At 71.5% G+C, this 22,825-nt stretch carries 19 protein-coding genes; 12 read left to right on the top strand and 7 right to left on the bottom strand.

The genetic code is table 11. From position 1 onward, the window contains the following. Positions 1-57: 57 nt before the first annotated feature. Positions 58-1,152: a hypothetical protein gene (locus WMF27_RS31000; protein ID WP_437765261.1), complete on the bottom strand. Its 1,095-nt coding sequence runs from the start codon at positions 1,150-1,152 to the stop codon at positions 58-60. A 614-nt stretch (positions 1,153-1,766) separates the two neighbouring features. On the opposite strand from WMF27_RS31000, the gene WMF27_RS30995 reads away from it, so the two are divergent. From WMF27_RS30995 to WMF27_RS30980, 4 genes are all read left to right on the top strand, one after another. After that, on the top strand, positions 1,767-1,925 hold the full coding sequence (locus WMF27_RS30995) for a hypothetical protein (RefSeq protein ID WP_437765262.1): 159 nt from the start codon (positions 1,767-1,769) through the stop codon (positions 1,923-1,925). A 447-nt stretch (positions 1,926-2,372) separates the two neighbouring features. Next, on the top strand, positions 2,373-3,518 hold the full coding sequence (locus WMF27_RS30990) for a hypothetical protein (RefSeq protein ID WP_437765263.1): 1,146 nt from the start codon (positions 2,373-2,375) through the stop codon (positions 3,516-3,518). Between the two features lie 192 nt (positions 3,519-3,710). Further along, entirely contained in the window at positions 3,711-4,301 is a 591-nt protein-coding gene (locus WMF27_RS30985) for a Uma2 family endonuclease (protein ID WP_437765264.1), read from the top strand. A 767-nt stretch (positions 4,302-5,068) separates the two neighbouring features. Beyond that, complete coding sequence (locus WMF27_RS30980; RefSeq protein WP_437765265.1) at positions 5,069-6,940, top strand: DUF4215 domain-containing protein; 1,872 nt, start codon at positions 5,069-5,071, stop codon at positions 6,938-6,940. A 74-nt stretch (positions 6,941-7,014) separates the two neighbouring features. Here WMF27_RS30980 and WMF27_RS30975 read toward each other — a convergent pair whose 3' ends face one another. Continuing rightward, positions 7,015-9,555, bottom strand: a complete 2,541-nt coding sequence (locus WMF27_RS30975) for an SUMF1/EgtB/PvdO family nonheme iron enzyme (protein ID WP_437765266.1) — start codon at positions 9,553-9,555, stop codon at positions 7,015-7,017. 201 nt (positions 9,556-9,756) lie between these two features. Between WMF27_RS30975 and WMF27_RS30970 the strand changes: the two genes are divergently transcribed. Together WMF27_RS30970 and WMF27_RS30965 are read left to right on the top strand one after the other, a co-directional pair. After that, a complete protein-coding gene (locus tag WMF27_RS30970) occupies positions 9,757-10,314 on the top strand; it encodes a DJ-1 family glyoxalase III (protein ID WP_437765267.1) in 558 nt (185 codons plus the stop codon). An 84-nt stretch (positions 10,315-10,398) separates the two neighbouring features. Next, positions 10,399-11,202 carry an SDR family NAD(P)-dependent oxidoreductase gene (locus tag WMF27_RS30965; protein WP_437765268.1) on the top strand — a complete coding sequence of 268 codons (804 nt, stop codon included), beginning with the start codon at positions 10,399-10,401 and terminating at the stop codon, positions 11,200-11,202. A gap of 42 nt (positions 11,203-11,244) precedes the next feature. On the opposite strand, the gene WMF27_RS30960 is transcribed toward WMF27_RS30965, so the two are convergent. Beyond that, complete coding sequence (locus tag WMF27_RS30960) at positions 11,245-11,817, bottom strand: Uma2 family endonuclease (protein ID WP_437765269.1); 573 nt, start codon at positions 11,815-11,817, stop codon at positions 11,245-11,247. A 220-nt stretch (positions 11,818-12,037) separates the two neighbouring features. On the opposite strand from WMF27_RS30960, the gene WMF27_RS30955 reads away from it, so the two are divergent. From WMF27_RS30955 to WMF27_RS30945, 3 genes are all read left to right on the top strand, one after another. Further along, entirely contained in the window at positions 12,038-13,786 is a 1,749-nt protein-coding gene (locus WMF27_RS30955; protein ID WP_437765270.1) for a carbon starvation CstA family protein, read from the top strand. A gap of 162 nt (positions 13,787-13,948) precedes the next feature. After that, positions 13,949-15,493 (top strand): AlkA N-terminal domain-containing protein, encoded by a 1,545-nt coding sequence (locus WMF27_RS30950; protein WP_437765271.1) that lies wholly within the window; start codon positions 13,949-13,951, stop codon positions 15,491-15,493. Beyond that, positions 15,474-16,001, top strand: a complete 528-nt coding sequence (locus tag WMF27_RS30945) for a methylated-DNA--[protein]-cysteine S-methyltransferase (RefSeq protein WP_437765272.1) — start codon at positions 15,474-15,476, stop codon at positions 15,999-16,001. The genes WMF27_RS30950 and WMF27_RS30945 overlap by 20 nt, the downstream gene beginning before the upstream one ends. Here the strand turns inward: WMF27_RS30945 and WMF27_RS30940 are convergent. The 4 genes from WMF27_RS30940 to WMF27_RS30925 form a co-directional block, all read right to left on the bottom strand. Next, positions 15,966-17,276: a MopE-related protein gene (locus WMF27_RS30940; RefSeq protein WP_437765273.1), complete on the bottom strand. Its 1,311-nt coding sequence runs from the start codon at positions 17,274-17,276 to the stop codon at positions 15,966-15,968. The genes WMF27_RS30945 and WMF27_RS30940 overlap by 36 nt on opposite strands. A gap of 90 nt (positions 17,277-17,366) precedes the next feature. Further along, the gene (locus WMF27_RS30935) at positions 17,367-18,086 is read right to left on the bottom strand and encodes a TlpA family protein disulfide reductase (protein ID WP_437765274.1); all 720 of its coding nucleotides are present in this window, start codon (positions 18,084-18,086) and stop codon (positions 17,367-17,369) included. Then, the gene (locus WMF27_RS30930) at positions 18,083-18,781 is read right to left on the bottom strand and encodes a hypothetical protein (protein WP_437765275.1); all 699 of its coding nucleotides are present in this window, start codon (positions 18,779-18,781) and stop codon (positions 18,083-18,085) included. Before WMF27_RS30930 ends, WMF27_RS30935 begins: the two co-directional genes overlap by 4 nt. 7 nt (positions 18,782-18,788) lie before the next feature. Further along, a complete protein-coding gene (locus WMF27_RS30925) occupies positions 18,789-20,135 on the bottom strand; it encodes a vitamin K epoxide reductase family protein (RefSeq protein ID WP_437765276.1) in 1,347 nt (448 codons plus the stop codon). A gap of 301 nt (positions 20,136-20,436) precedes the next feature. Here WMF27_RS30925 and WMF27_RS30920 point away from each other — a divergent pair, with 301 nt between their 5' ends. The 3 genes from WMF27_RS30920 (at position 20,437) to ygfZ (ending at position 22,750) form a co-directional block, all read left to right on the top strand. Continuing rightward, on the top strand, positions 20,437-21,015 hold the full coding sequence (locus WMF27_RS30920; protein WP_437943199.1) for a hypothetical protein: 579 nt from the start codon (positions 20,437-20,439) through the stop codon (positions 21,013-21,015). A 33-nt stretch (positions 21,016-21,048) separates the two neighbouring features. Beyond that, positions 21,049-21,678: a hypothetical protein gene (locus WMF27_RS30915; RefSeq protein WP_437943198.1), complete on the top strand. Its 630-nt coding sequence runs from the start codon at positions 21,049-21,051 to the stop codon at positions 21,676-21,678. Between the two features lie 61 nt (positions 21,679-21,739). Then, entirely contained in the window at positions 21,740-22,750 is a 1,011-nt protein-coding gene (gene ygfZ / locus WMF27_RS30910; protein WP_437943197.1) for a CAF17-like 4Fe-4S cluster assembly/insertion protein YgfZ, read from the top strand. The last annotated feature ends 75 nt before the right edge of the window (positions 22,751-22,825 follow it).

Raw genomic sequence — 22,825 nt, 5'->3', positions numbered from 1 at the left:
TGGCGGCGTGCAAGGCGATCGATGATCCCATTGCCTCTGCCAGATGCGCAAAACGTTCTATCGCTTTCCTGGGTGAATGAATGAACTTAGAACTTCCTCCGGTGTTTCATCGACGACATGCGAATCAGTATTCGTTGTGATTGCTGTTCCATGGCCTCTCGCTTCCATGGTCAGAATAGATTCCGGACGATAGTAGGCCCATGGATGCTGCTTGTTGTAGTCTGATGGAACGTTCGCGCCGCGTCCGTCCGAATTGCGAGTCAGTCGAATGAATGACGTTAAATCAAGCTGAGCTATGAGTTTGTCGATCGGATCGACCGTGTCGAGACCTAAAAATGGGGTGCCGATGTGGGTGTCCAGGCCTAGCCCCGGATTTCTCGGGACAATCGCATGGATCGTGTCCCGATCCAGCACCCAATCGTATCTAACTTCCGATCCGCCTTGTCCGGCGGCGCATTGCGCGAAAGACACCGGATGCGCGATCGGGCATGCTCTCAGTACAGCCTCGGCCGGTAGGCCTGCAAGCTTGACTGTGCCGTGTAATTCAATGGTTCCGTTCTGGTCCGTCAGGAAGCCTTTTATTCGGTTCGCCCGAAAAAATGCTCGACCGTCTTTGGTCTGAGCGACTGTCATGTTCGTCGTCCAGTTCGGCTCGAGCTGGTCGCTGTGTACGCTCTCCCGGCTGTCGAAGGTGTAAACATAGGTGGACGAGTCTTCGAGGGGAGACGCTCCGAGCAATCGCTCGCGACGAAAGTAAATGGCTTGTCCCTCGTTGCTGTAAATGCAATCGAATGTCTCGTCGGGAAACCTGGCCATCAACTCGCTGGGCGACTCTGCGGCCATGTAATCTCGGCCGCTTGACGTGTGGACCGTCGTTGCGTCGTTGACATTCGTGATGTACTCAATTGCGCTGAGGCGAATGTATCCCCATGCATGTATCGAGTTCTTTGAGAATGGAATTTTCGCGAATGGATCATCCCCTTGGATGGCGCTCAACAAGGGTTCGATCGGACGACTTTCCAGGTAGCGTCGTCCATGAAGTTCATTGAGGAGCGTTCCCTTCTCCTCTTGTAATAGAAACTCGATGGCGAGAGGCCGAATGTAAAGAGGCGGGCGGTTGCGCGAGGAATGTGCCAGCGTGATGAATGTCATCGATGGTCCTCCTGGAATTTCAGGGGCCAGGCATCATAGAAACCTGGCGTCCGCAAGGTCAATCCTGCTGCGGGTCGATGTCGGGCTCCTTCGAGTTCTACTCGGAGGCGGTCTTCGACCTCGGCGGCCACCGGCCCCGAGGCGCTGCCGCGCCCGGCGCTCTGCCACCACGGGCGCTCGCGCGCGAGCGCCCGGAAGCCATCATCCCTTGTTCGGCGGGCTGTACCGCACACGGGATCGCGGCCTGATCTGGCAGCGCATCAACGACATGGTCCGCGTCCGCCAGGCTCGCACGCAGGGGCTGGTGCCCTTGCCTCACCCATGGTATCGGTCTCTGCGCAGCGCTCCGTCATGGTGTATCTCATCGAATTGTCGCTGCGCGAAGGATCGTAGATGCGAAGAATTCACATCGCTCTGGGCGTGCGTTCACTGGCGGACTCCATTGCGGATTACACGCAGCGCCTGGCCGCCCAGCCGCACGTGATCGTGCCGGACCAGTACGCGCTCTGGCGCACCGACACGGTGAACTTCTCCATCCGTCAGATCCCCGCCGGCGAAGCTCCGCCTGGGCTCGGGTCGATGACGGACATCTCGGAAGCCGCCCGCCGCCGCGGGTGGGCTGGGGTCCGGAGCTCACGTTCTTCAGCGGTAAAGAATGGACCGTCCGGTTCGCCCTCGCGCCCGGCGCGAGCGAGCTAGGCACTCTCGTCACGTTCGACGGCGTGCACGTCACCGGTGCGGACGACCTCGCCGACGCCGAGCTCGTGGACTGACCCCATCGCCCGCTTCCTCACCGCGCTCGGCGAGTCGACCGACGTTCCAGGTCGCTCACACGACGGCGCGATCGTGAGCCCGGCGCCCGGCGATCGCCTGGAGATCCCCTGAGCGGCGCGCTCCTCGCTGGCCCCCTCGCGCTGACACGCGGAGATGACGCCTGTCATGGGAGCGTGACGGCGAGGGTGTCATGAGCGCGTGACGGCGACGCGCAGCAACCCGGTCGCCGGTCGCGGCCGGCGTGCCGCGATAACGGCCTGATCGCGCCCGATCCGGCGTCTCGCCCGCGGAACAGGAGGCAGCGCCATCGCTGGACGCGCCGTGTGGCCGCGTGCGGCATGCGCGTTGCAGTCACCTTGTCATCGCCTTGTCATCGCCTTGTCGCGGTCGCGCCGGGGCAGCGATGGCCGTTATCCAACATCGAACTCATGGAAAGGAAGCATGTCATGAAGAGCAAGGCACTGCTGCTGGGATCGCTTGTCGTCGGTATCATGGGCGCAGGTTGCGCCGTGGCGTACGAGGCCGAGGAGGGCGAGGTGGGCCACGCCCAGCAAGCGTTCGTGTCCCGTGCGTGGGCGTATGCGTGGGCGCACCAGGCGACGGGCTCGTTCACCGCGAGCTCGAGCTACTCGCGGAGCTCCTCCGGAGACGTATCCGGGCAGGGCGTGAACAACACCGTCACGCAGCTCGGTGCGGGCCAGTATCGCGTGCGGTTTCCGGACGTGGGCGCGGCGCCGGGCGGTCATGTCCAGGTCACGGCCTACGGCGCGGGCGCCGAGCGCTGCAAGGTCAATTCCTGGGTCAGGAGCGGCGATGACGTGGATGTTTATGTCAACTGCTTCACCGCCGGCGGCGCGCCGGTCGACACCCTGTTCAGCGTCGCCTATGTCCACAAGTCGGGCACCGGATCCTCGGACGAGGCGTACGTCTGGGCGAACAACCCGACGGCGTCGGCGTACACGCCCGCCGCGACGTACCAGTTCAACTCGAGCGGCGTGAACAACACGATCGCGCGCGAGGGGGTGGGCTACTATGCGGTGACCCTGCCGGGGCAGACCGCGGGCGGCGCGACGGTCGAGGTGACGGCCTACGGCCCGGGCAGCGATCACTGCAAGGTCGGCAGCTGGGGGCAGTCCGGAGACGACGCGGTGGTCCGCGTGCGCTGCTTCGACAGCTCGGGCGCCCCGTCGGATAGCCAGTTCACCCTCAACTTCGCGCGCTCGAGGCCGGTGAACGGCGGGCTCTCCTACAGCTACGCCTGGGCGAACAACGCGACGGCGGCGGCGTACACGCCGAGCCTCTCCTATCAGGAAGGCTACATCGCGGGGGACCTGGGCGATGTGGAGACCGACATCACCGCAGGGCGCACGTCCGCAGGCCGCTACTCCGTCAGCCTGCCCGGCATGTCGGCGTCGGGCTCGAACGTGCAGATCACGGCGTACGGCACCGGACCGGAGTACTGCAAGGTCGTCGGCTGGTCCGGCACCGAGACGAACGCGAACGTCAACGTCGCCTGCTTCGATGCCAGCGGCGCGCCGACGGACACGCGCTTCGTCCTCGTGTACACGGACGACAAGTTCATCGTCCTGTGAGCTGCAGGGCGGAGACCCCATGTCGATCGACTTCAAGGACTGACGACGTGAGGTGATGCTGCGGGCTCACGCCGAGCCGCGGCGGCACGCGCCGGTGCGCACCATGCCGCGGCGCGGTCCCGCCACTTCGCTTCGCCGCGCACCACGTTGTCCCGCCTTGCCCCGCCGCCCCACCCCGGGCAGGCTTCGCCCATGGGGCAGCCCGCCGAGAAGCAGCGCCGCGTCACATACGCCGACCTCGAGGCCGTCCCGCCGAACAAGGTGGCGGAGCTGATTCGCGGCACCCTGCACGTGTTCCCCCGTCCGGCGCCGCGGCACGCGCGCGCGAGCTCGGGCCTGGGGGCCGAGCTGACCGGCCCGTTCGACCATGGCAAGGGCGGCCCGGGCGGCTTTTGGATCCTGGACGAGCCCGAGCTGCACTTCCCCGACCCGACGGCGCCTGGCGAGATCGACGCGCTCGTGCCTGACCTCGCCGGCTGGCGTCGCGAGCGCATGCCCGAGCTGCCCGAGACGGCCTACTTCGCGCTCGCCCCGGACTGGATCTGCGAGGTCCTGAGCCCGTCGACCGAGGACGTCGACCGCACGGAGAAGACGCCGATCTACGCGCGCGAGGGCGTGCGGCACGCGTGGCTGGTCGACCCGATCGCACGCACGCTCGAGGTGTTCTCTCTCGTGTCCGGTCGAAGCTGGGAACGCGGTCCGAGCCACCGCGACGCCGCCCGCGTTCGCGTCGCCCCCTTCGAGGCGATCGAGCTCGACCTCTCGGTCCTCTGGGCGAAGTAGTCGCTTCGCCGCCCAGGGCCGATCTTCTCGCCCTCGCCTAGAACCGGGGCCATGGGATCAGCGGCACCGAGACAACGCGGCCAGGAAACTGGCTGAATAGAGGCGTAATCTAGAGAATCAACTCTGGTTCCGGCTAAATGAAGGTAGTGGTCAACTTTACCCGGAGAGAGTCCACGTGAAGGCGGGAAGTCGGGAAGATCATTGAGGTTTTCTTCCCGCCTTCCCGCCTTCATGTTCAAATTTGACCACTACCTAAATGAAAGCTCCATCCAGAGTTGCATCTCTCGGATCCAGATGATGGAAGGTGGTGGGGTACTTACCCTACTCTGCTTGAAACGACCCCACTTCTGTGGGCGCAAACGACCCCACCATTCCGCCGTCGGGTCGACGGGGGGATCCCCGGACAAGGTCAACTGCACAGGGGTCCGCGGCTTCGGACGCCAGGCGAACAAGTCGAGCTGGCGGCGCTGCTCCGCCGACGGCGCGGAGGGCTCGACGTGAGCCGGCGCTACGGTGGGCGCTGGGCCGGGTGGAGGTGGCGCGGGGGCCACGGGTGGCGGTGGCGGGCGGGAGCATCGGGCGCATAGAGCCCCGACTGCCCCCAACATCGTAACGTAAACGCCGCGCGAAGACCTGCGTCCTTCCACCGCTCGCTGTTATAGTTGCCCGTTTCGGGGGGCGTGCCGGAACCGTCCTTCGAGACCGAAACGGCGTTTGCAAGGAAGCTCGTCGCTTTCCGAGCCAGCGGCGGCACAAGGGAGGCTACCGTGAAGAATATCCTCGAATGGGCGTGCCGCTGCTCGCTCGCTGTCTGCTGTTCGCTGCTGCCACTGGCGGCTCCGGCTTGCTCCAATCCGCCACGGCCCGCGGAAACCGAAGGTCCCTCCGGCACGGTCGAGATCGCGCTCACGGCGCAGGGGCAGTCGGGAACGACGTACCTGCTGCGGCGCGCGACGCTCGATCTGACGGGCCCCGAGACCCGGCAGCTCGACCTGAACGGACAGACGGCGCTGGTCCGGGTCGAGCTGACGCCCGGCACCTACTCCGCGCAGCTGCGAACCGGCTGGGAGATCGCGCGCCAGCTCGCCGACGGCACGTTCGAGCCGATCTATGCGGTGCTGCAGACGCCGCAGCCGCAGTCGCTCGAGGTGATCGAGGGCAGCGTCACCGATTTGCCTCTCGCCTTCGACGTCGGTGAGGGCGCGGTGAGCTTCGGCAACGGCCGCGTCGACGTCAGCGTGAACGTCAACGAGGTCGACGGGGCCACGTGCGGCAACGGCGTGGTGGAGGGCAGCGAGCAGTGCGACGACGGCAACCTCGTCGACGCCGACGCGTGCCGGAACACCTGCGTGGCCGCCATGTGCAGCGACGGTATCGTGCAGGCGATCACCGGCGAGCAATGCGACGATGCGGGCCCGAGCGCGACCTGCTCGGCCACGTGCACGCTGCTCACGCCGCCCGTGCCGGAGGATCTGCCGGACACGCCGCTAGTCTACGTGGGGCTCGGCACGGCCAGCGTCTCCGGTCCGGATCTCGCCGGCGTGCCCGCGGGTGCGCCAGCGATCCTCGTGCTTGGCGTCTACCCGATCCGAGCCTGCGAGTTCAACGACTGCGGCTACGATCTGACCGCAGCCCCCGGGCCCGTCGTCGAGGGATACGTGCGCGTCGGTACCCTGACATATCCCGTGCCGGCCGACGTCGTTGCCTCGATGACGGTCAGGAACGGCGGTGACATCTTCCTCACGGACGGCTTCGCGATCAGCGCGGATTGGACCCAGACCGGCCCAGCCCCGGCCATCCATTCGTTGCAGGTGAACGGTTCGGAACGTAACAACGGCGCCGGCCTCCTGAGTGCGGCCATGCCCCGCGACCTCACGAGCTTCGAGCAGCTCGACTGGTTCTTCACGATCGAAACCCTGCAGGGCTCGAACCGCATCACCTCGAACCACACCGAGTGGGTCGTGATCGACAGCGGCGCGACCTGCGGCGATGCGGTGGTGGCTCCGGGCGTGGAGACCTGCGACGACGGCAACGTGCTCGACGGCGACGGCTGTTCCGCGACCTGCCGCTGGGAGCTCGCCGCCCCGTCCGTTTCCGGCGTTGCCTACAGCATCTACGGGCACGCGCAGTATCCGTTCCGGCGCGCCGGAACGCCCATGCTGCTGACGGCGCGGGTCGATCTCCAGCCGACCTGCCCCAACCAGGGCTGCTCGTACACGACCGACGATCTCGCGATTCGAATCGACACCACCCTGCTGACCGAAGCCACGGGCAACCTGATCGTCAACGCCAGCCCGTTCTTCCAGAACATCACGCTGTTCGGCGCGAGCTCGAGCCTCGGCGCCAGGCTGGGCGGCGTGGACCCGGCGCCGCTCGACACCGCGCTGCCCACGGCGCCGATCGACCTCACCCGTTTCGGCTCCGAGCGATCGCTGCGGTTCGACGGCTCGCAGCAGGGCACGATCGTTTCCTGGCATTCGACGCTGGTCGATTGCTCGGGCGGCACCTGCGCCTGCACGCCGGCGACGTGCCCCGCGTCCGCGTTCTGCGGCGTGTTCCCCGACGGTTGCGGCGGCTACCTCGACTGCGGCTGCGCCGGCGGCGCGGCCTGCACCGACGGCACCTGCCCGACGCCGTGAACGAACCCCGTGCGCGCCGGGAGCGACTCATCCGTCACTTCCGCGCGGGATGACGAGGGGCTCAGCGCTTCAGCTCAGGGCGCCGCCGCGCCCTGCTCGGCCGGCGCAGCCTGCGGCGCGGGGGCGGGCGGCTGCGCGGCGGCGTCCTCCTGCGCCGGCGCATCCATGGCGCAGCGGAAGCCGATCCAGGCGTGCGCGGTGACCGGCGCCGCGGCGGTGCGGTACGTGGCGGAGAGCTTCTCGGGGCCGTCGAGGAAGCTGCCGCCGCGCACGACCTTGAGCGGGAAGGACGGGTCGCCCTGCGGGTTCTCGCCGCCGGGCGGCGGGAAGACGAGGCCGTCCGAGACCCACTCGGACACGTTGCCGGCGAGGTCGTAGATGCCCTCCGGGGTGCGATCGCTGGGGTGGGCGCCGGAGGCGCAGGTCGAGACGTCGGCGCCGCGCGCGAGGCAGCCCTCGTTGCGATCGTAGCAGGCGCGCTCGCAGGCCGGCGCCTCGTCGCCCCAGACGAACGCCCGGCCGGCCGCGCCGCGCGCGGCGACCTCCCACTCCGCCTCGGTGGGCAGCCGCCGGCCGCGGAAGCGGCAGTAGCTCTCGGCCTGGGAGTAGTCGACGCAGTTGATCGGGTGCCCGGTCGCGCCGCGGGGCTCGTTGCAGCGCCGCGTCCAGAGCTCGACCTCCCGCTGCTCCTCGGGCGCCGCCGGCGCCTGCGCGCCGGGCAGGAGCTCGGGCGTCAGCGAGACGTGATCCGCCGTGGAGCACATGCGCTGCTGCATGCAGGCCCGGTAGGCGCGGACGGTCACCTCGTTGCGATCGATGTAGAACCCGCGGGTGAGCGTCACCTGGCGCGCCTCGCCCGCGGCGCCGATCGTGGTCGAGATGGGCCCGATGAAGACCATGTCCGCCGGCGGCGCCGCGGGCGCGGCGGGCTCGGCGGGCTCGGCGGAAGGCGCCGCGGCCGAGGCGCTCGCGGTCGGCGCGGCGCTGGCGGGCGCCGGCACGCCCGCCGCGGTCTTCGCGGCGCGCCCGGCGGACGACGCCGCGGCGGCGCGCGCGGCCGGCGCTTTCGCCGGCTTCTTGTCGGGCGCCCGCGTCAGGACGTACGCCGTCGCGCCGGCGCCGCCGAGAACGAGCGCCGCCACGAACCAGGGAAGCGCCGCGCGCCCGGCGCTGCGGCGCTGCGGCGGCGCTGCGACCGGCGGCGCGCCGTGCGGCGGTCCGCCCGCCGCGGCCTGGGGGTGCGGGGCCGCGCCGGGGTGCGGGGCCGCGCCGGGGTGCGGGGCCGCGCCGGGGTGCGGGGCCGCGCCGGGGTGCGGGGCCGCGCCGGGGTGCGGGGCCGCGCCGGCCGCAGGGGGGCTGGCGGGCGCGACCGTCTCGATCATGGAGTCCTCGACCTGCGCGGTCCTGGAGCCCCCCGTCGCCAGCGCGCCGCCCCCGTCTCTCGCGTGAGGCGCCGCGCCGCCCGTCGCGCCGGCGGCCTGCGGCCCGCTCGCGCCGTGGCTCACCTTGACGACGGCAGGCCGCGCCGGGGCGGGCGCGTGCGCGTCGGCGAGCATCGTCGGCTCGCTCGGCCCGACGGCCACGCCGAGCCCCTGCGCGGCCGCGTACTCCGCGGTCGACTGCCCCGCCGCGTGCTCCGCGGAGGGACCGCCGCGGCCCGCGAACGACCCCGCGCGCTCGCCGTGCGCCGCGGCCGAGAGCGCGTCCCAGAACTCGCCCGCGCTCGTGAAGCGGTGCTTGGGCTCGATCGCGAGCGCCTTGTCGAGCACGCGCTCGATCGCCTCGGGCGCGTCCGGGAGCCCCCGCGCGCGCAGCGTCGGGCGCACCGCCGGGTCGGCCGAGGCGACGTAGAGCTGCGTGGGGTCGTCCCCCTCGAGCGCGCGCCTGCCGCTCACGAGCTCGACGAAGATGAGCGCGAGCGCGAACACGTCGGTCCACGGGCCCGTCGCGCCGCGGGCCTTGTTGAACTGCTCGGGCGCGCCGTAGCGCGGCGTGAAGGCGCTCGGCCCCTGCCGGGTCGCGGCGAGCGCCTCGGTGAACGTCGGGTGGTCGGACAGCACCTTGGCGATGCCGAAATCGAGCACCTTCAGCGTCCGCGCCCCGCCGACCTGGGTGAGGAACAGGTTCGCCGGCTTCACGTCCCGGTGCGCGACCTTGTGCGCGTGCGCGACGGCGAGCGCGCGCGCGGCCGGGGTGAGCAGCTGGATCGCCTCGGCGATCGACATGCCGGCCTCGCCCCGCTCGCGCCGCTCCCGGAGGTATTGCCCGAGGGTCTGGCCCTCCAGCCACTCCAGCACCAGGTAGGGCACCCACACGCCGGCCTGGGTGGTGAACGCGCCGACGTCGAGCGCCTGCACGATGCCCGAGGTGGCCCGCGACAGCCGGTGCAGGATCCGCCCCTCGCCCCGCAGCGTCTCGAGCAGCGCGTCGCGCTCCGCGGCGTCGAGCGAGGCCGGCAGCTTCAGGCACTTGATCGCGATGAGCTCGCCGAAGCCCTCGTGCATCCCCCGGTAGACGACGCCGAACCCGCCGTCGCCGATGACGGCGGCGACGCGGTATTTCCCCTCGATGGTCTGCCCCGAGAGGCCAAACGGATCGTCGGACGGCTCCGCCATGCCCCCGCTCCTAGCGCGTCGCCGTGCCCAGGCAAAGGGGCTTCCGCGCCGCCCGCCTCTGCCGGCGCGCGCACGCGCTCGCGCGGCTCGATCCTTGATCTGCTCGCATGCGCTCGCTCAGCCTGCGTCCGGCTTGCGCCCCCCAGCGCCCTGTGCGCGTCCGGCTTGCATCCGGCGGCCCGCGGCCCCATGCCGGCGCCCATGAAGACGCCGCGAGCGCTCGTGATCCTTGCCGAGGGAGCCGAGGAGATGGAAACGACGATCCTCGTCGATGTCCTGCGCCGCGCCGAGGTCGAGGTCGTCCTCGCCGGGCTCGATGGCCCGGGCCCGGTGCGCTGCAGCCGGGGCGTGCGCCTCGTGCCGGACGCGGATCTCTCGGCGGTGACGGGCGACTTCGACGTGGTGGTCCTCCCGGGCGGCAAGGGCGGGGCCGACCGGCTGGCCAGCTCGCCGGCCGTCGGGGAGCGCCTTCATGCGCAGGCGCAGGCGGGCCGGGTCGTCGCGGCGATCTGCGCCGCGCCGATCGCGCTCGCGGCGCACGGGCTCTTCCAGGGCCGCAGGATGGCGTGCCACCCGTCCGTGAACGACGTGGTGTCGGCGCACGGCGAGCTCCTCGCGAGCCCGGTCGTCGAGGACGGGCTGCTCGTCACGAGCCAGGGGCCGGGCACCGCGATGGCGTTCGCGCTCGCGCTCGTCGCGCGGCTCCGGGGCGAGGAAATCGCCGCGAAGGTGCGCGCGCCGATGATGCTGCCGGCCTGAGCGAGATCGGCGCTCCGCCGGCCGAGGTTCCTCCAGGCGATCAAGGATATATTGGATCTGCTTTCCCCAGTCACGGAGGTCGAGATGAAGCTTATTTCCAAGAGCGCAATTGTCACCGGGGGTGGTCAGGGGATCGGTCTCGAGATCGCGAAAGACCTCATGCGTCGCGGCAGCGACGTGCTGCTCTTCGGCCGGACGGCGGCGAAGGTCGAGGTGGCGGCCGAGGAGCTGAACCGCGCGGCCGGCGGCGCGGCGCGCGCGCTGCCCTTCCCGGGCGACGCGTCCCGCGCCGAAGACGTGTCGCGCGCCGTCGAGGCGGCGACGTCGGCGTTCGGGTTGCCGGGGATCCTCGTGAACAACGCGGGGATCGCCACGCTCTCGCTCCTGACGGACCTGCCGGAGGAGGATTTCGACAGCGTCCTCGGCACCAACCTGAAGGGCCCCTTCCTCTTCATGAAGGCGGTCGCCCGCGGCCTCATCGCCGCGAAGCAGCCGGGCGCCTTCGTCAACATCACCTCGATCAACCAGGTCCTGCCGACCGACGGCCTGTCGCATTACTGCGCCTCCAAGGCGGCCCTCGCGCAGCTCACCAAGGCAGCCGCGTCCGAGCTCGGGCGCCACGGCATCCGGGTGAACGTGGTGGCGCCGGGGCTCATCCGGACCCCGCTCGTCGACGCCATCGGGCTCACGGCGGGGCTCAGCGCCCAGCGGTTCCTCGAGCGCACGCCCCTCGGGCGGATCGGGGAGACGGCCGACGTGGCGCCCGTGGTCTCGTTCCTCTGCAGCGAGGAGTCGCGCTGGATCACCGGAGATACGGTGTTCGTCGACGGCGGGAACAACCTCCGCGGCCTGCACAGCTACTGGGACACGCTGAACGCCAGCCGCTGAGGGCGGAGCGTCTCCGGGGGGGCCCGTCGCCCTCCAGCGAGGCTATGCGCCCTCGTCCCAGAGCGGCGCGAGATCGAGCTCGATCGCGTCGAACGGCTCGGCCCGTACCGTCACGTTTCCGTGGAACGTGTCGACGAGCAGCCACTTCGCCCCGAGCAGCCGGAAGACCTCGAGGGTCCGCAGCTCTGGATCGGCGAGCCACACATGGCTCACGCCGCTCGCGGCGTAGAGCGGCATCTTCTCGCTGCGATCGGTCGCGGCCGTGCTGTCGCCGGAGAGCACCTCGCAGATCCAGTCCGGGATGACCGTGAGAGGCCCTTTCCTGGGCGCCGCGAAGCGCGTGCGGTGCCATCCGGCGAGGTCGGGCACGCGAATGTCGCCGCCAAGATCGATGCGCGGCTCGACACGGAAGACCCAGCCCCCGGGGCCGCCGTCTTTCCCGAACCGGAAGGGCCCCCCGAGCAGGCTGGTCAGATTCGACTGCGCGGCCGAGTGAGGATCGTTCGGCCGCGGATGCATCACGAGCTCACCGTCGATGATCTCGCCGATGCAGTCCTCGGGCACGGCATCGAGATCCTCCCACGTCTTCGGCAGATCCCTCGCGGCTTCGGCCATGGCGCCAGCATAGCCCAGCGGAAGGGGAGGGGCGGCGAGGCGCCCGCGGCGACCTGGGGCTCTGGTGCACCGCGAGACCGCCCCGGAGCGCTCCAGGTGAGGGCTGCTCAGGGCCGCTCCTGCCGATCCTCGCGAGCGCCAGGGTCGAGCTGAGCTGCCCGGCCGGCGCCCCTCGTTCGCAGGACCACATCGGCGCCAGGAAGGCCTTATACTCCGCCGCGTGCTGCCGCTGCTCGCCCTGACCGTCATCGTCGTGCTGTGCCTTGGCTACCGCTTCTACGGGCGGCTCGTCGCGCGCAACTACGCGCTCGACGACGGCGCCGTGACGCCCGCGGTGAAGGTGAACGACGGCGAGGACTATGTCCCCACGAAGCCGTTCTACCTCTTCGGGCAGCACTTCAGCGCCATCGCCGCCGCCGGGCCGATCGCCGGCCCGATCCTCGCCGGCCAGGCGTTCGGGTGGCTCCCGTGCATCCTCTGGATCGCGATAGGCGTCGTGTTCATCGGCGCTGTGCACGACTTCTCCGCGCTCATCGCGAGCGTCCGCCACGAGGCGGAGAGCGTCGCCGAGATCGCGAAGCGGCACATCGGCCGGCGCGCCTGGCTGTCGATGATGATCTTCATCTGGCTCGCGCTGTCCTACGTGATCGTCGCCTTCACGGACATCACGGCGAGCACCTTCGTCGGCAAGACCGAGGAGTTCGAGGGCGGCACGTTCCAGTTCAACCCCGGCGGCGCCGTCGCCGCGGCGAGCGCCGCTTACCTCGGCCTCTCCATCGTCATGGGCGTGGTCGAGCGGTACCTCAAGCCGCCGCTCTGGCTCACCACGCTCCTCTTCGTGCCCGCGACGCTCGGCGTCGTCTGGCTCGGCACGAAGATCTCGACAGCGTTCGTCCTGCCGCCCGACAACCCGCAGCGCGCGTTCGGCCTCATCATCCTCGTCTACTGCCTCATCGCCTCGCTCCTGCCGGTCTGGCTGCTCCTCCAGCCGCGCGGCTACCTGGGCGGGTTCGTCCTCTACATCGCGCTCGCGGTCGGCGTGATCGGGATCTTCTTCGGAAACCTCCGTTACCCGGGGGAGTTCGAGCTGCGGCAGCCCGCGTTCACCACGTTCGACGCCGGCGGCGCGACCGGCATGCTCTTCCCGTTCCTGTTCGTCACCATCGCCTGCGGCGCCTGCTCCGGCTTCCACGGGCTCGTCTGCTCGGGGACGACGTCGAAGCAGATCTCGAAGGAGACGCACACCCACCCGGTGGGCTACGGCGCGATGCTGGCCGAGGCGTTCGTCGCGCTGATCGCGCTCGCGACGCTCGTCATCGTGGCGCAGGGGACGAAGCTGGCCGGGCCGGGCAAGATCTACGGCGACGGGATCGGCAAGTTCCTCACCGTCATCATCGGCAAGGAGCACTTCCTGTTCGCCGCGACGTTCGGCGCCATGGCGTTCTCCACCTTCGTGTTCGACACGCTCGACGTCTCGACGCGCCTCAGCCGCTACATCCTCCAGGAGCTCTTCAACTGGAAGGGGCGCGTGGTGTCCGCGGCCGCGACCGCGATCTCGCTGGCGCCGCCCACGCTGTTCATCATGACCGCGCGCCCGCCCGCGCCCGGCGTGCGGCCCGCGTACCTCGACTTCTGGACGCTGTTCGGCACGAGCAACCAGCTGCTCGCGGCGCTGACGCTCCTCGCGGTCACCGTCTGGCTGCACCGCGAGAAGCGGCGCATCTGGTACACGGCGATCCCGATGGTGTTCGTCATGACGATCACGGTGTGGGCCCTCATCCTCCAGGTGCGGACCGCGTTCGCCGCCGTGCGGACCGAGGGGTTTGCGCTGAACGCGACGACGATGAACGGCGTCGTGGGGCTCGCGCTGATCGGGCTCGCGGTGTCGCTGATGGTCGAGTCGGTGAAGGCGCTGAAGAACGGCCCCGCCGCCGAGCCGGCGAGCGGGCCAGGCGCGCTGACGCGGTAGCGATCACCCCGCCGCGGCGCGCTCCGGCAGGCGCGCCGCCGTTGCGTTGAACTCTCTCTCTCCGGATCCCGGGTGGGGCGATCCAGGGCGGCGGGGCCCGCCCCTCCCTCACAGGTCCGAAAAGCGCCAGATGCGCGGCGGCGCCCGCGCTACGACGCCTGCATGCGGATCGACGAGGACGCGTGCTACCGCGCGCTCGAGACCCGCGACCGCCGCTTCGACGGTCGCTTCTTCACGGGCGTGCGCTCGACGGGCATCTACTGCCGCCCCATCTGCCCCGCGCGCACGCCGAAGCGGGAGCGCTGCGTGTTCTTCCCCTCGGCGGCCGCCGCGCAGGAGGCCGGCTACCGCCCGTGCCTGCGCTGCCGCCCCGAGGCCTCGCCCGGGACGCCCGCGTGGCTGGGCACGTCGGCCCTCGTCTCGCGGGCGCTCCGGCTCATCGCGGAGGGCGCGCTCGACGACGCGGACGCCCCGGCGCTCGCGGCGCGGCTCGGCGTGGGCGAGCGCCACCTGAGGCGGCTCTTCCTGCGGCACGTCGGCGCCTCCCCGCTCGCGGTGGCGCAGACGCGGCGCCTGCTCTTCGCGAAGAAGCTCCTCGACGAGACAGCGCTCTCCATGACCGAGGTGGCGCTCTCGTCGGGCTTCTCCAGCGTCCGCCGCTTCAACGACGCGATCCGCGCCGCCTACGAGCGCTCGCCGCGCGAGCTGCGAAAGGCCGTGTCGAAGCGGGGCGGGGGAGGGGCGGGTAGGGGCGTGGAGGGTGGAGGCGGGGCGGGCGGCGCGCCGGACATCGCGCTCCGCCTCCCGTTCCGGCCGCCGCTCGACTGGGGCGCGCTCGCGGGCTTCCTCGCGGCGCGCGCGATCCCCGGCGTGGAGTCGGCGGGCCCCGGCGCGTACCGCCGCACGGTGCGCGTCGCCGGCGGCCACGGCGTCGTCGAGGTGCGCCCGGCGCCCGGCGAGCCGTACCTCCTCGCGCGGCTGCGGCTGCCCGGCACCGAGGGGCTCATCCACTGCGCGGAGCGGCTGCGGCGGCTCTTCGACCTCGGCGCCGATCCCGACGCGATCGCCGCGCACCTCGGGGCCGATCCGCGGCTCGCCCCGCGGGTCCTGGCGATGCCGGGCGTGCGCGTGCCGGGCGCGTGGGACGGCTTCGAGCTCGCGGTGCGGGCGATCCTGGGCCAGCAGGTGAGCGTCCGCGCCGCGACGCAGCTCGCGGGGCGCCTTGTCGAGCGGCACGGCGAGCCGCTCGCGGTCCGCGGCGGCCTGCCCGAGGGCGCCGAGGGGCTCCGCTTCGTCTTCCCGGCGCCCGAGGCGCTCGCCGCGGCCGATCTGGCGGGCCTCGGCCTGCCGCGCGCCCGCGCCGCAACGATTGCGGCGCTCGCGGCGCGCGTGGCCTCCGGCGAGGTCGCGCTCGACGCCTCCCGCGGCCTGGAGGAGACGGTGCGCGCGCTCTGCGCGGTCCCTGGCGTCGGCGCGTGGACCGCGCACTACATCGCGATGCGCGCGCTGCGCGAGCCGGACGCGTTCCCGGCGACGGATCTCGGCCTGCGGCGCGCGCTCGGCGGCGTCTCCGGCGCGGATCTCGCGGCGATGGCGGAGGCGTGGCGCCCGTGGCGGGCCTACGCCGCGGTGCTGTTGTGGGCGGCGGACGCGCAGGGCGCGCCGCCCGTGGAGAGGGAGGTGTCGAATGGATCTCTTGCTGGATGAGGTCGAGTCGCCGCTCGGGGCCATGCTCCTCGCGGCCGGCGGCGGCGCGGTCCACGGGCTCGATTTCTCGGACTGCGCGCCCCGCCTTCGCACGTTGCTGGAGGCGCGCTACGGCGCGGTCACGCTGCGCGGCGCCGCGGATCCTTACGGCCTGTCCGGCCGGCTGAGAGCCTACTGGCGCGGCGATCTCGGCGCGCTCTCAGGCACCCCGGTCGAGCCCGGCGGCACGCCGTTCCAGCGCCGCGTCTGGGCGGAGGTCCAGCGCATTCCTCCCGGCGCGACGCGCTCCTACGGCGAGGTCGCGGCGTCCCTCGGGCAGCCGTCGGCGTCCCGCGCGGTGGGCCTGGCGAACGGCAGGAACCCGGTCTGCCTGATCATCCCCTGCCACCGCGTCGTGGGCGCTCGCGGCGACCTCACGGGCTACGCGGGCGGCATCGAGCGGAAGCGGTGGTTGCTCGCGCACGAGGGAGCCTCAGGGGAAGCAGGAGAGCGGCTCCTCCGCCACTAGGAAGAAGCCGCACCCCGTCGCGTCTTCGCAGCTATAAAACGCGTCGAGCTCCTCGCCGCACTGGGCCTCGCACACTTTGTCGATGACCCCGCGGCAGCGCTCCACGACGCAGCAAGACGCGACGGACAGGCTCCGCTGGCACATCCGCGACGTGCAGGCCTGGATCTGATGGCTGACGCAGCCGGCGCAGTCGAACGACACACCGCGGTATGTGCGGGGAGCCGTGCTGTCCGCGTCGAAGCAGTCGTCGACACACGAGCTCACCGTGCACGCGTCGATGCACGGCTCCGTGTCGGCCGAGCACCGCGGGAGGTGGGTGTCCGGCAGCGCCTCGATCGGCTCCGCGCACGCCTTCACGACGCACGTGCCGCCCTCCTCGCACTCGCTGAGGACGTCTCGGCAGCTCACGCCGTCGCAGCAGGGCTCGCCGACCTCGCCGCACGCCGCGCAGGCGCCGTCGATGCAGTCCAGCTCGCCGCACGCCTCGCCGCACGCGCCGCAGTTGCCCTCGTCCTCGGAGAGGTCGACGCACGTGGACCCGCACAGCGCGAGGCCATCCGCGCACGTGCACTGCCCGCCGGCGCAGGTCGTGATCGAGGGGCACGCCGCCCCGCAGGCGCCGCAGTTCTCCGGATCGGACTGAACGTCGATGCAGCGGAAGCCCGACGCGGACTCGAGCGGACAGTAGCCCTGCCCGGCCGGGCACGCGCAGCGCCCGCTCACGCAGCGCGCGCCGTCGGCGCCGCAGAGGGCGCTGTCCTCGCCCTCGTCGGCCACGCCGTTGCAGTTGTTGTCGGCGCCGTCGCACAGCTCGGCGAGCGTCGGGGCGTTGCGCGGATCGTCATCGTCGCAGTCCGCGCCGCCGCAGATCACGGGCAGCACGTCGTCCCCGTCGCCGTCCAGCCCCTCGAAGACGCACTGCCGGAGCGACTCGTTGCAGCGCTCTGCCTGGGTGCACGGATCCGCGTCCACGCAGTCGGCCGGCGTCGCGCACGCCTTGTCGTTGACGCAGGCGCCCCTCGCCCGATCACAGCGCCCGCCCGGACAGCGGGCGTCGTCCGCCTCCGACGCGCACCGACCGCCGACGCAGCGATCGACCGTACAGGGGACGCCGTCCGCGCAGTCCTGCGCGCTCTCGCAGGGCTCGCCCGACCCTGGCTGCGGGGCGCCGCCGTTGCTGCCGTTGCAGCTCGCGACGAGGAGCGCCGTCGACGCGACCAGCGAGGACAGGCAAAAAAGAAAGGCGAACCGGCGTCTCGGCAGGGAGGTTTTCACGAGGGTGCTCCCTCGAACGATAGGTTCGACCGCGACCTCCGCTCAAGCCGAGCGCCGCTTTGCGACGGCGCGCCTCGAGGAGCGCCCCGCCTACGGCTTCTTCCCCCCCAGGAGCGCCGCGATCGTCGGATAGTCGCTGTCCTCGACGGCGCCCTGGATCACGCACGTCACCTGCCCGCTCGGCGCCGCGATGGCGTGGATCGGCAGCTCGGTCGTCTCCTTCACGCCGAGCGCCCGCAGCCACCCGGCCCGCTGGGGCCCGTCGGGCAGCCAGTACGAGGCGCGCACCCCCGTGCCCGGCTGCGCCTCCAGGAACCGCGACAGCTGCCGTTCGTCGTCGTCGATCGAGACGAACGCCAGGTCGACGAGCACGCCGGCCGCCCGCAGCTTCTGCTGCCACCCGAGCAGCCGCGGCATCTCCTCCAGGCACGGCTTGCACCACGCCGCCCAGAAGTTCACCCACACCCACTTGCCGACGCCGAACCCGATGTTCGCCGGCAGTTTCTCCGCGCCGCTGGCGGCGACCGCCGTGAGCCCGCCCGCCGAGGGCGCAGGCCGCGGAGACTGCCCCGCGCACAGGAGCCGCGGCGCGGCCGGCGCCGCCTCCGCCGCGGCGCTCGCCGGCGCCCTGGCGCTCGCGGTCGATGCCCCTCCCGGCGCCGTCACGGCGTTGCTCCGCCCCTGGCCGGGCGTCGGGGGCGGCGGCAGATCGGCCTTCCTGTCCCCGTCGCACCCGCCCGCGAGCCCCGCGACCACGGCGAGGGCCCCGAAGGCGCTCCGGAGGGCGCCGCTCCTCCTCGCGGGGCTCACAGCTGACAGTCCACCCACGAGACGAACGCGCTCCGGTTGATGGCCTCGGCCGTACATGCCTTGTTCTTGCGCGAGACGTTCCATTGGCAGTATTCCGCGCCGAGCTGCGCGAACTCGTTCCCGAGCCACAGCATCCCGACCTTCTTGTCCAGGTCCTGCTCCTTGAACTTGTCGGAGATGTCGAAGAACGCGCTGTTCGCGCGCTTGTGCGACAGCGTCCGGTTGAACTCCGGCGTCCCCGTCTTCGACGCGCGAGCGACGATGAAGAAATAGCGGGCGCCGCGCCGATCGAGCCACATCTCCTCGATCATCTTCCTGCCGTCGTCGTCGAGCTTCTCCGAGCTGTCGTCGAACATCACGACCCCGCCGCGCTGCTTCAGCGGCGTGAAGAGCGCGTTGAAGTCGTCGTCGCTGATCGACGCGAGCGTCTTCACGTCGGCCGGCTGGCACCCGCGCCGCGCCTCCGCCCCGACCAGGCCGCACGCGTTGAGCACCCGCTGCAGCACCGTCTTGAACGCGGGCGTGCAATACGGCGCCTCGGCGTCATTGGCGATGGCCACGGCCGGCTTCACCGCCGCGGCCACGCCCGTCTTCAGGCGCTGCGACGCGGCCTGCACCTCGCTGTGCACCGTCACCCCGGACGCGACCAGAAGCGCGCACCCGGCCACGATCCCGATGATCCCTGCGCCTCTCATGATCTCCTCACTTCGTCCGGAGCGCCGGCGCGAGCTGCCTTATCGCGTACGACATCCCGATGTCCGTATCTTCGTCGCAGAGCCGCGTCGTGCCCAGGAACATCTGCGGCGTCGAGACAGGGAGCTTGTTGTCCACGATGTAGCGGAGCATACGGTTCAGCCGCAGCGCCGTCTCCTTCGAGTCCATGCATGCGTCGAGCCCCGGCCAGCGCTGCCGGATCGCCGCCTGCACGTTGGCGGTGCCCGCGCCCGCCTTCGCGCCCTCGAGCAGCGTCTCCTGGTTGTCGTAGGCCCACTCGAGCACATCCATCGCCCGGTGATCGCTGCACAGGATGGCCTTCGAGAGGAGGCACGAGCCCGGGTGCACCGGCCGGTCGAGCATCCAGTTGCACTCGCTGTCCAGCGGGAAGAGCACCAGCGTCGCGTCGAGCTTGTCGAACACCCCCTCGGACACGAGCCGCTGGTGGAACGCCTTGCAGGTCGGGCAGAGCGGATCGACGAAGATCGTCGCCGGCTGCACCGCGCCCGGGCGCGTGACGTGGATCAGCGCGCCGTTCGGCTCGGTCGGCTTCTCCAGCTTGCCGCAGCCGGTCATGTAGCTCGCGTAGCTCGGCAGCGCGCTCGCGTAGAGCAGCGCCGGCGTCACCGTGCACACGGCGAGCGCGACGAGCCACCCCGGCAGGAGCAGCAGCGAGCCCACGCGGCGCGGGGGGCCGGCGGGCGCCGCGGCGGCGCCGCCCGGCCCGTCGAACCCGAGGGGCGCCCCGGGGACGGTGGGCCCCACCCCGGCCGCGCCTGCCGACGAGGGCGCGCGCGGCGCCGCGCCGGACCAGGCCGCGGCGCGGGCCGCCCTGCGGTCCTCGAGGAACGCCCAGACGCCGCCGGCCGCGAGCAGCGCCGACGCGACGTACATGCCGACGCACGTCTTGCAGAACACCCCGAGGCGCATCGCCGAGATGGTCGCCATCAGGAGCGACACGGCGAGCGGCGTGAGGCCCGCGACGAACAGGAAGTGCGCCGCGCGCCGCGGCGCGTGCTGGGCCGAGAGCAGCACATAGAGCGCGAACGCCGCGAAGAACGCGAACGCCCCCAGGGCGAACAGCGAGATGGGGATACCGCCCCAGAAGCTCTCGCGGAACAGGGCGGAGTAGGGGCTGTACATGGCCACGCGGCACGCGGTGTCTGCGCCCGCCTGCGCGCCGAGGCCCGGGACGAAGCTGCAGTGCAGATCGTGGACCTGCCGGTCGAGGTGCCGGATGTAATCGAACGTCGATGAGGCGCTGAACGCGAGTCCCAGGAGCGACCCGCTGAGCGCGAGCGCCGCAGGCCCGCGAGGTCCACGACTGCCTGACATGGTCGAGTGGATTACGCGACGTCGGGCAACGCGTCAAATAAGGACGCCTGTGCGCGCGGGCGTCGCGCGCCCGATGACGCACGCGCGCGCCGCGCGGCCCAGGGGGCGATCGTCCCCGCGCCGCGCGCGCCTCTCGTAGCGCGCACCGCGCTGCGCTGAGTCCGCCGGCAGGCTTCGCCGAGCCCGCCGGCCAGCCCGCCGGCCCAGCGCCGCGAGGCGCGAGGCGCCGCGAGGCGTTGCCCACGCGATCGGCCGCTGCTAGGAGCCGGCCCGGGGGGATTCGGGATCCCAGAGCCAACCGATGACGACCTCTGCACCCGGCGCGGCGAGCGGCGCGCCCCTTCCTGTGAAGCTCGGTCCGTTCGATGCCGAGTTCCTCGCGGACCTCCCTTACGACCCCTCGGTGCTCTTCTTCGACGAGCTCCTCGAGGTGGACGCCGAGAAGGGCCTCGTGCGCTGCCGTATGCCGACCGACAGGCCGATGCCGCTCGTCGACGCGCAGCGGGCGCATCCGCTGCTGCACCCGCGCCACGTCGCCGGCGCCATCATGGTGCACGCGACGGGGATGCTCGGCTTCGTGCACGCCTACCACCTGCTCGGGTTGCGCCACCGCGAGGGCTGGATCGGTTATGGCACCAACATTCACCGGGTGGTCTTTCGCAAGCTGGTCCAGCCGGGCGCGCCCATCGAGGCGACGTGCGTGGCGACGCGCTCCCGGCTCGGCGTCAAGCGGCACATGATCCGCTATTCGTTCGAGTTCCGTCACGAAGGCAGCGTCTGCTACGAAGGCGATCAGACCGCCGTGTGGATGCGCGTGCCGGACGTTCCAGCCATGGATTCTCGACCCGCGCTCGAGGACCCGGAGCGATCCCTTGCTTGACCCGCGCGTTCGTCTCGTCTACCGGCCCTCCCCATGCAGGATTTCGATGCAGGATCGATCGTCCCGTCCACACGCGATCTTCTCCAGGTGATCTCCACCCGCAGGAAGAACATGGCTCTTGTCGGGCTCGTCGGCTCGGAGGCGCCCGCGGAGGACGCGGCGCGGCTGCATGAGCTCAACATCTCGGCGCTCGCGTTCGCCGAGGCGGGGCCCGCCATGCAGGGGGCCGCGCGGGCGACGAGGACGGTGCCGTCGCTCTGCCTGTCGCGGGTGGGCGATCGCGACGGCGCCCTCGCGGCGCGCTACCACGGGGCGGACGGGGTCTGCATCGACGCGACGCTGCCGCTCGACGACTGGGACCGCCTCGCGAAGGGGGCGAGGACGATGCGTATGCTCCCGCTCGCGCTGGCGGAGAGCAAGGAGGGGGCCGAGGCCGCCGCGAAGGTCGGCGCGCGCGCGGTCCTGGTCCGGTGCGCGTCGGCGGACGCGGTGATCGAGGCCGTCGCGTCGCTCCCGAGGGCGCTCATCGTCGTCGCCGAGGTGCTCTCGGCCGACGTCGACGCGCTCCGCCGCCTCGTCGGCCACGTCGACGCGGCGATCGTCCCGCCGGGCGTCCACAAGTCGGCCGAGTTCCCGGCGCTCGTCGCCGAGGTCGATCCCTGAGCGCTGAAAGTTCGGGCCGCCCCTCGACGGCGCGGGCTCCCTCCTCCACGATCCGGCCTCGATGAGCAACGCTCACGGACTGGAAGAGCGGCGGCGCGCGCTCCGCGAAGGGGCGCTCGTGCAGGCCATGCCCGAGCTCGGGACGCTGATCGTCACCGGCTCGGACCGGCAGACCTGGTTGAACGGCCTGGTCACCTGCGATCTCGCGCCGCAGAAGCCGCTGCCCGCCGGGGCGAAGGCCGCGCCTCCCGCGGGCGGCGCGTACGGGCTCAACGTGGGGAAGACCGGGAGGATCTTCGCCGAGGTGTGGATCGTGATGGCGGCCGATCGCATCTACGTCGGCGCGCTGCGGGAGCGCGTCGAGCAGCTCCGCGAGCTCTTCGACCGCCACCTCATCATGGAGGATGCCGAGGTCCAGGACGCCTCCGGCGAGCACGCCTGGGTCTTCGTCCACGGCCCGCGGTCCGCCGATCTCGCGGCGGCCGGGCGCGCGGCCGGCGCCGAGGCCGCGATCGTCGACTGGACCGGCCTCGGGGGCGCGCTGCTCGTGGCGCCCCGGCAGGCCGAGGGCGCCGTCGTCGAGGCGCTCCTCGCCGAGGGCGAGGCCCGCGCGGTCCTGCCGGTGACGGCGGCGGCGTGGGACGTGCTCCGGGTCGAGAACAACGTCCCGCGGTTCGGGGTCGACTTCGACGACCAGAACTTCCCGCAGGAGGCGTCGATCGAGGATCGCGCCGTCTCGTTCAGCAAGGGGTGCTACCTGGGGCAGGAGACGGTGTTCATGCTCCAGGCGCGCGGCCACGCCAAGAAGCGGCTCGTGCAGCTCGCCGTCGAGGGGGAGGGCGGCGTGCCCGCGGGCGCGGAGATCGCGCTGCCCGACGGCGCGGCCGTCGGCGCCGTCACGAGCCAGGTCGAGGATCCGCGCGGGACGGGGCTGCTCGCGCTCGGCTACGTCAAATACAAACACGCCGTCCAGGGCACAGCGCTCCGGGTCGCCGGCCGGGCGGCCGAGATCACGCGCGCGCCGAGGGCGGGGGGCGGGGTGGGGGGCGGAGCAGGTCGGGCCAAGGTCTGACTGCGGGAAGCCTCGGCGACCGGGCACGAAGTCGACGGGTGTCCCTTGCCGTTTGGGCTGGACTCTCGGCGCGGC

It is taken from the genome of Sorangium sp. So ce281, assembly GCF_051527395.1.
GTDB lineage: Bacteria > Myxococcota_A > Polyangia > Polyangiales > Polyangiaceae > Sorangium > Sorangium cellulosum_B.
The sequence above is the reverse complement of the archived record's forward strand: the minus strand, read 5'-3'. Positions and strand labels throughout refer to the sequence as shown.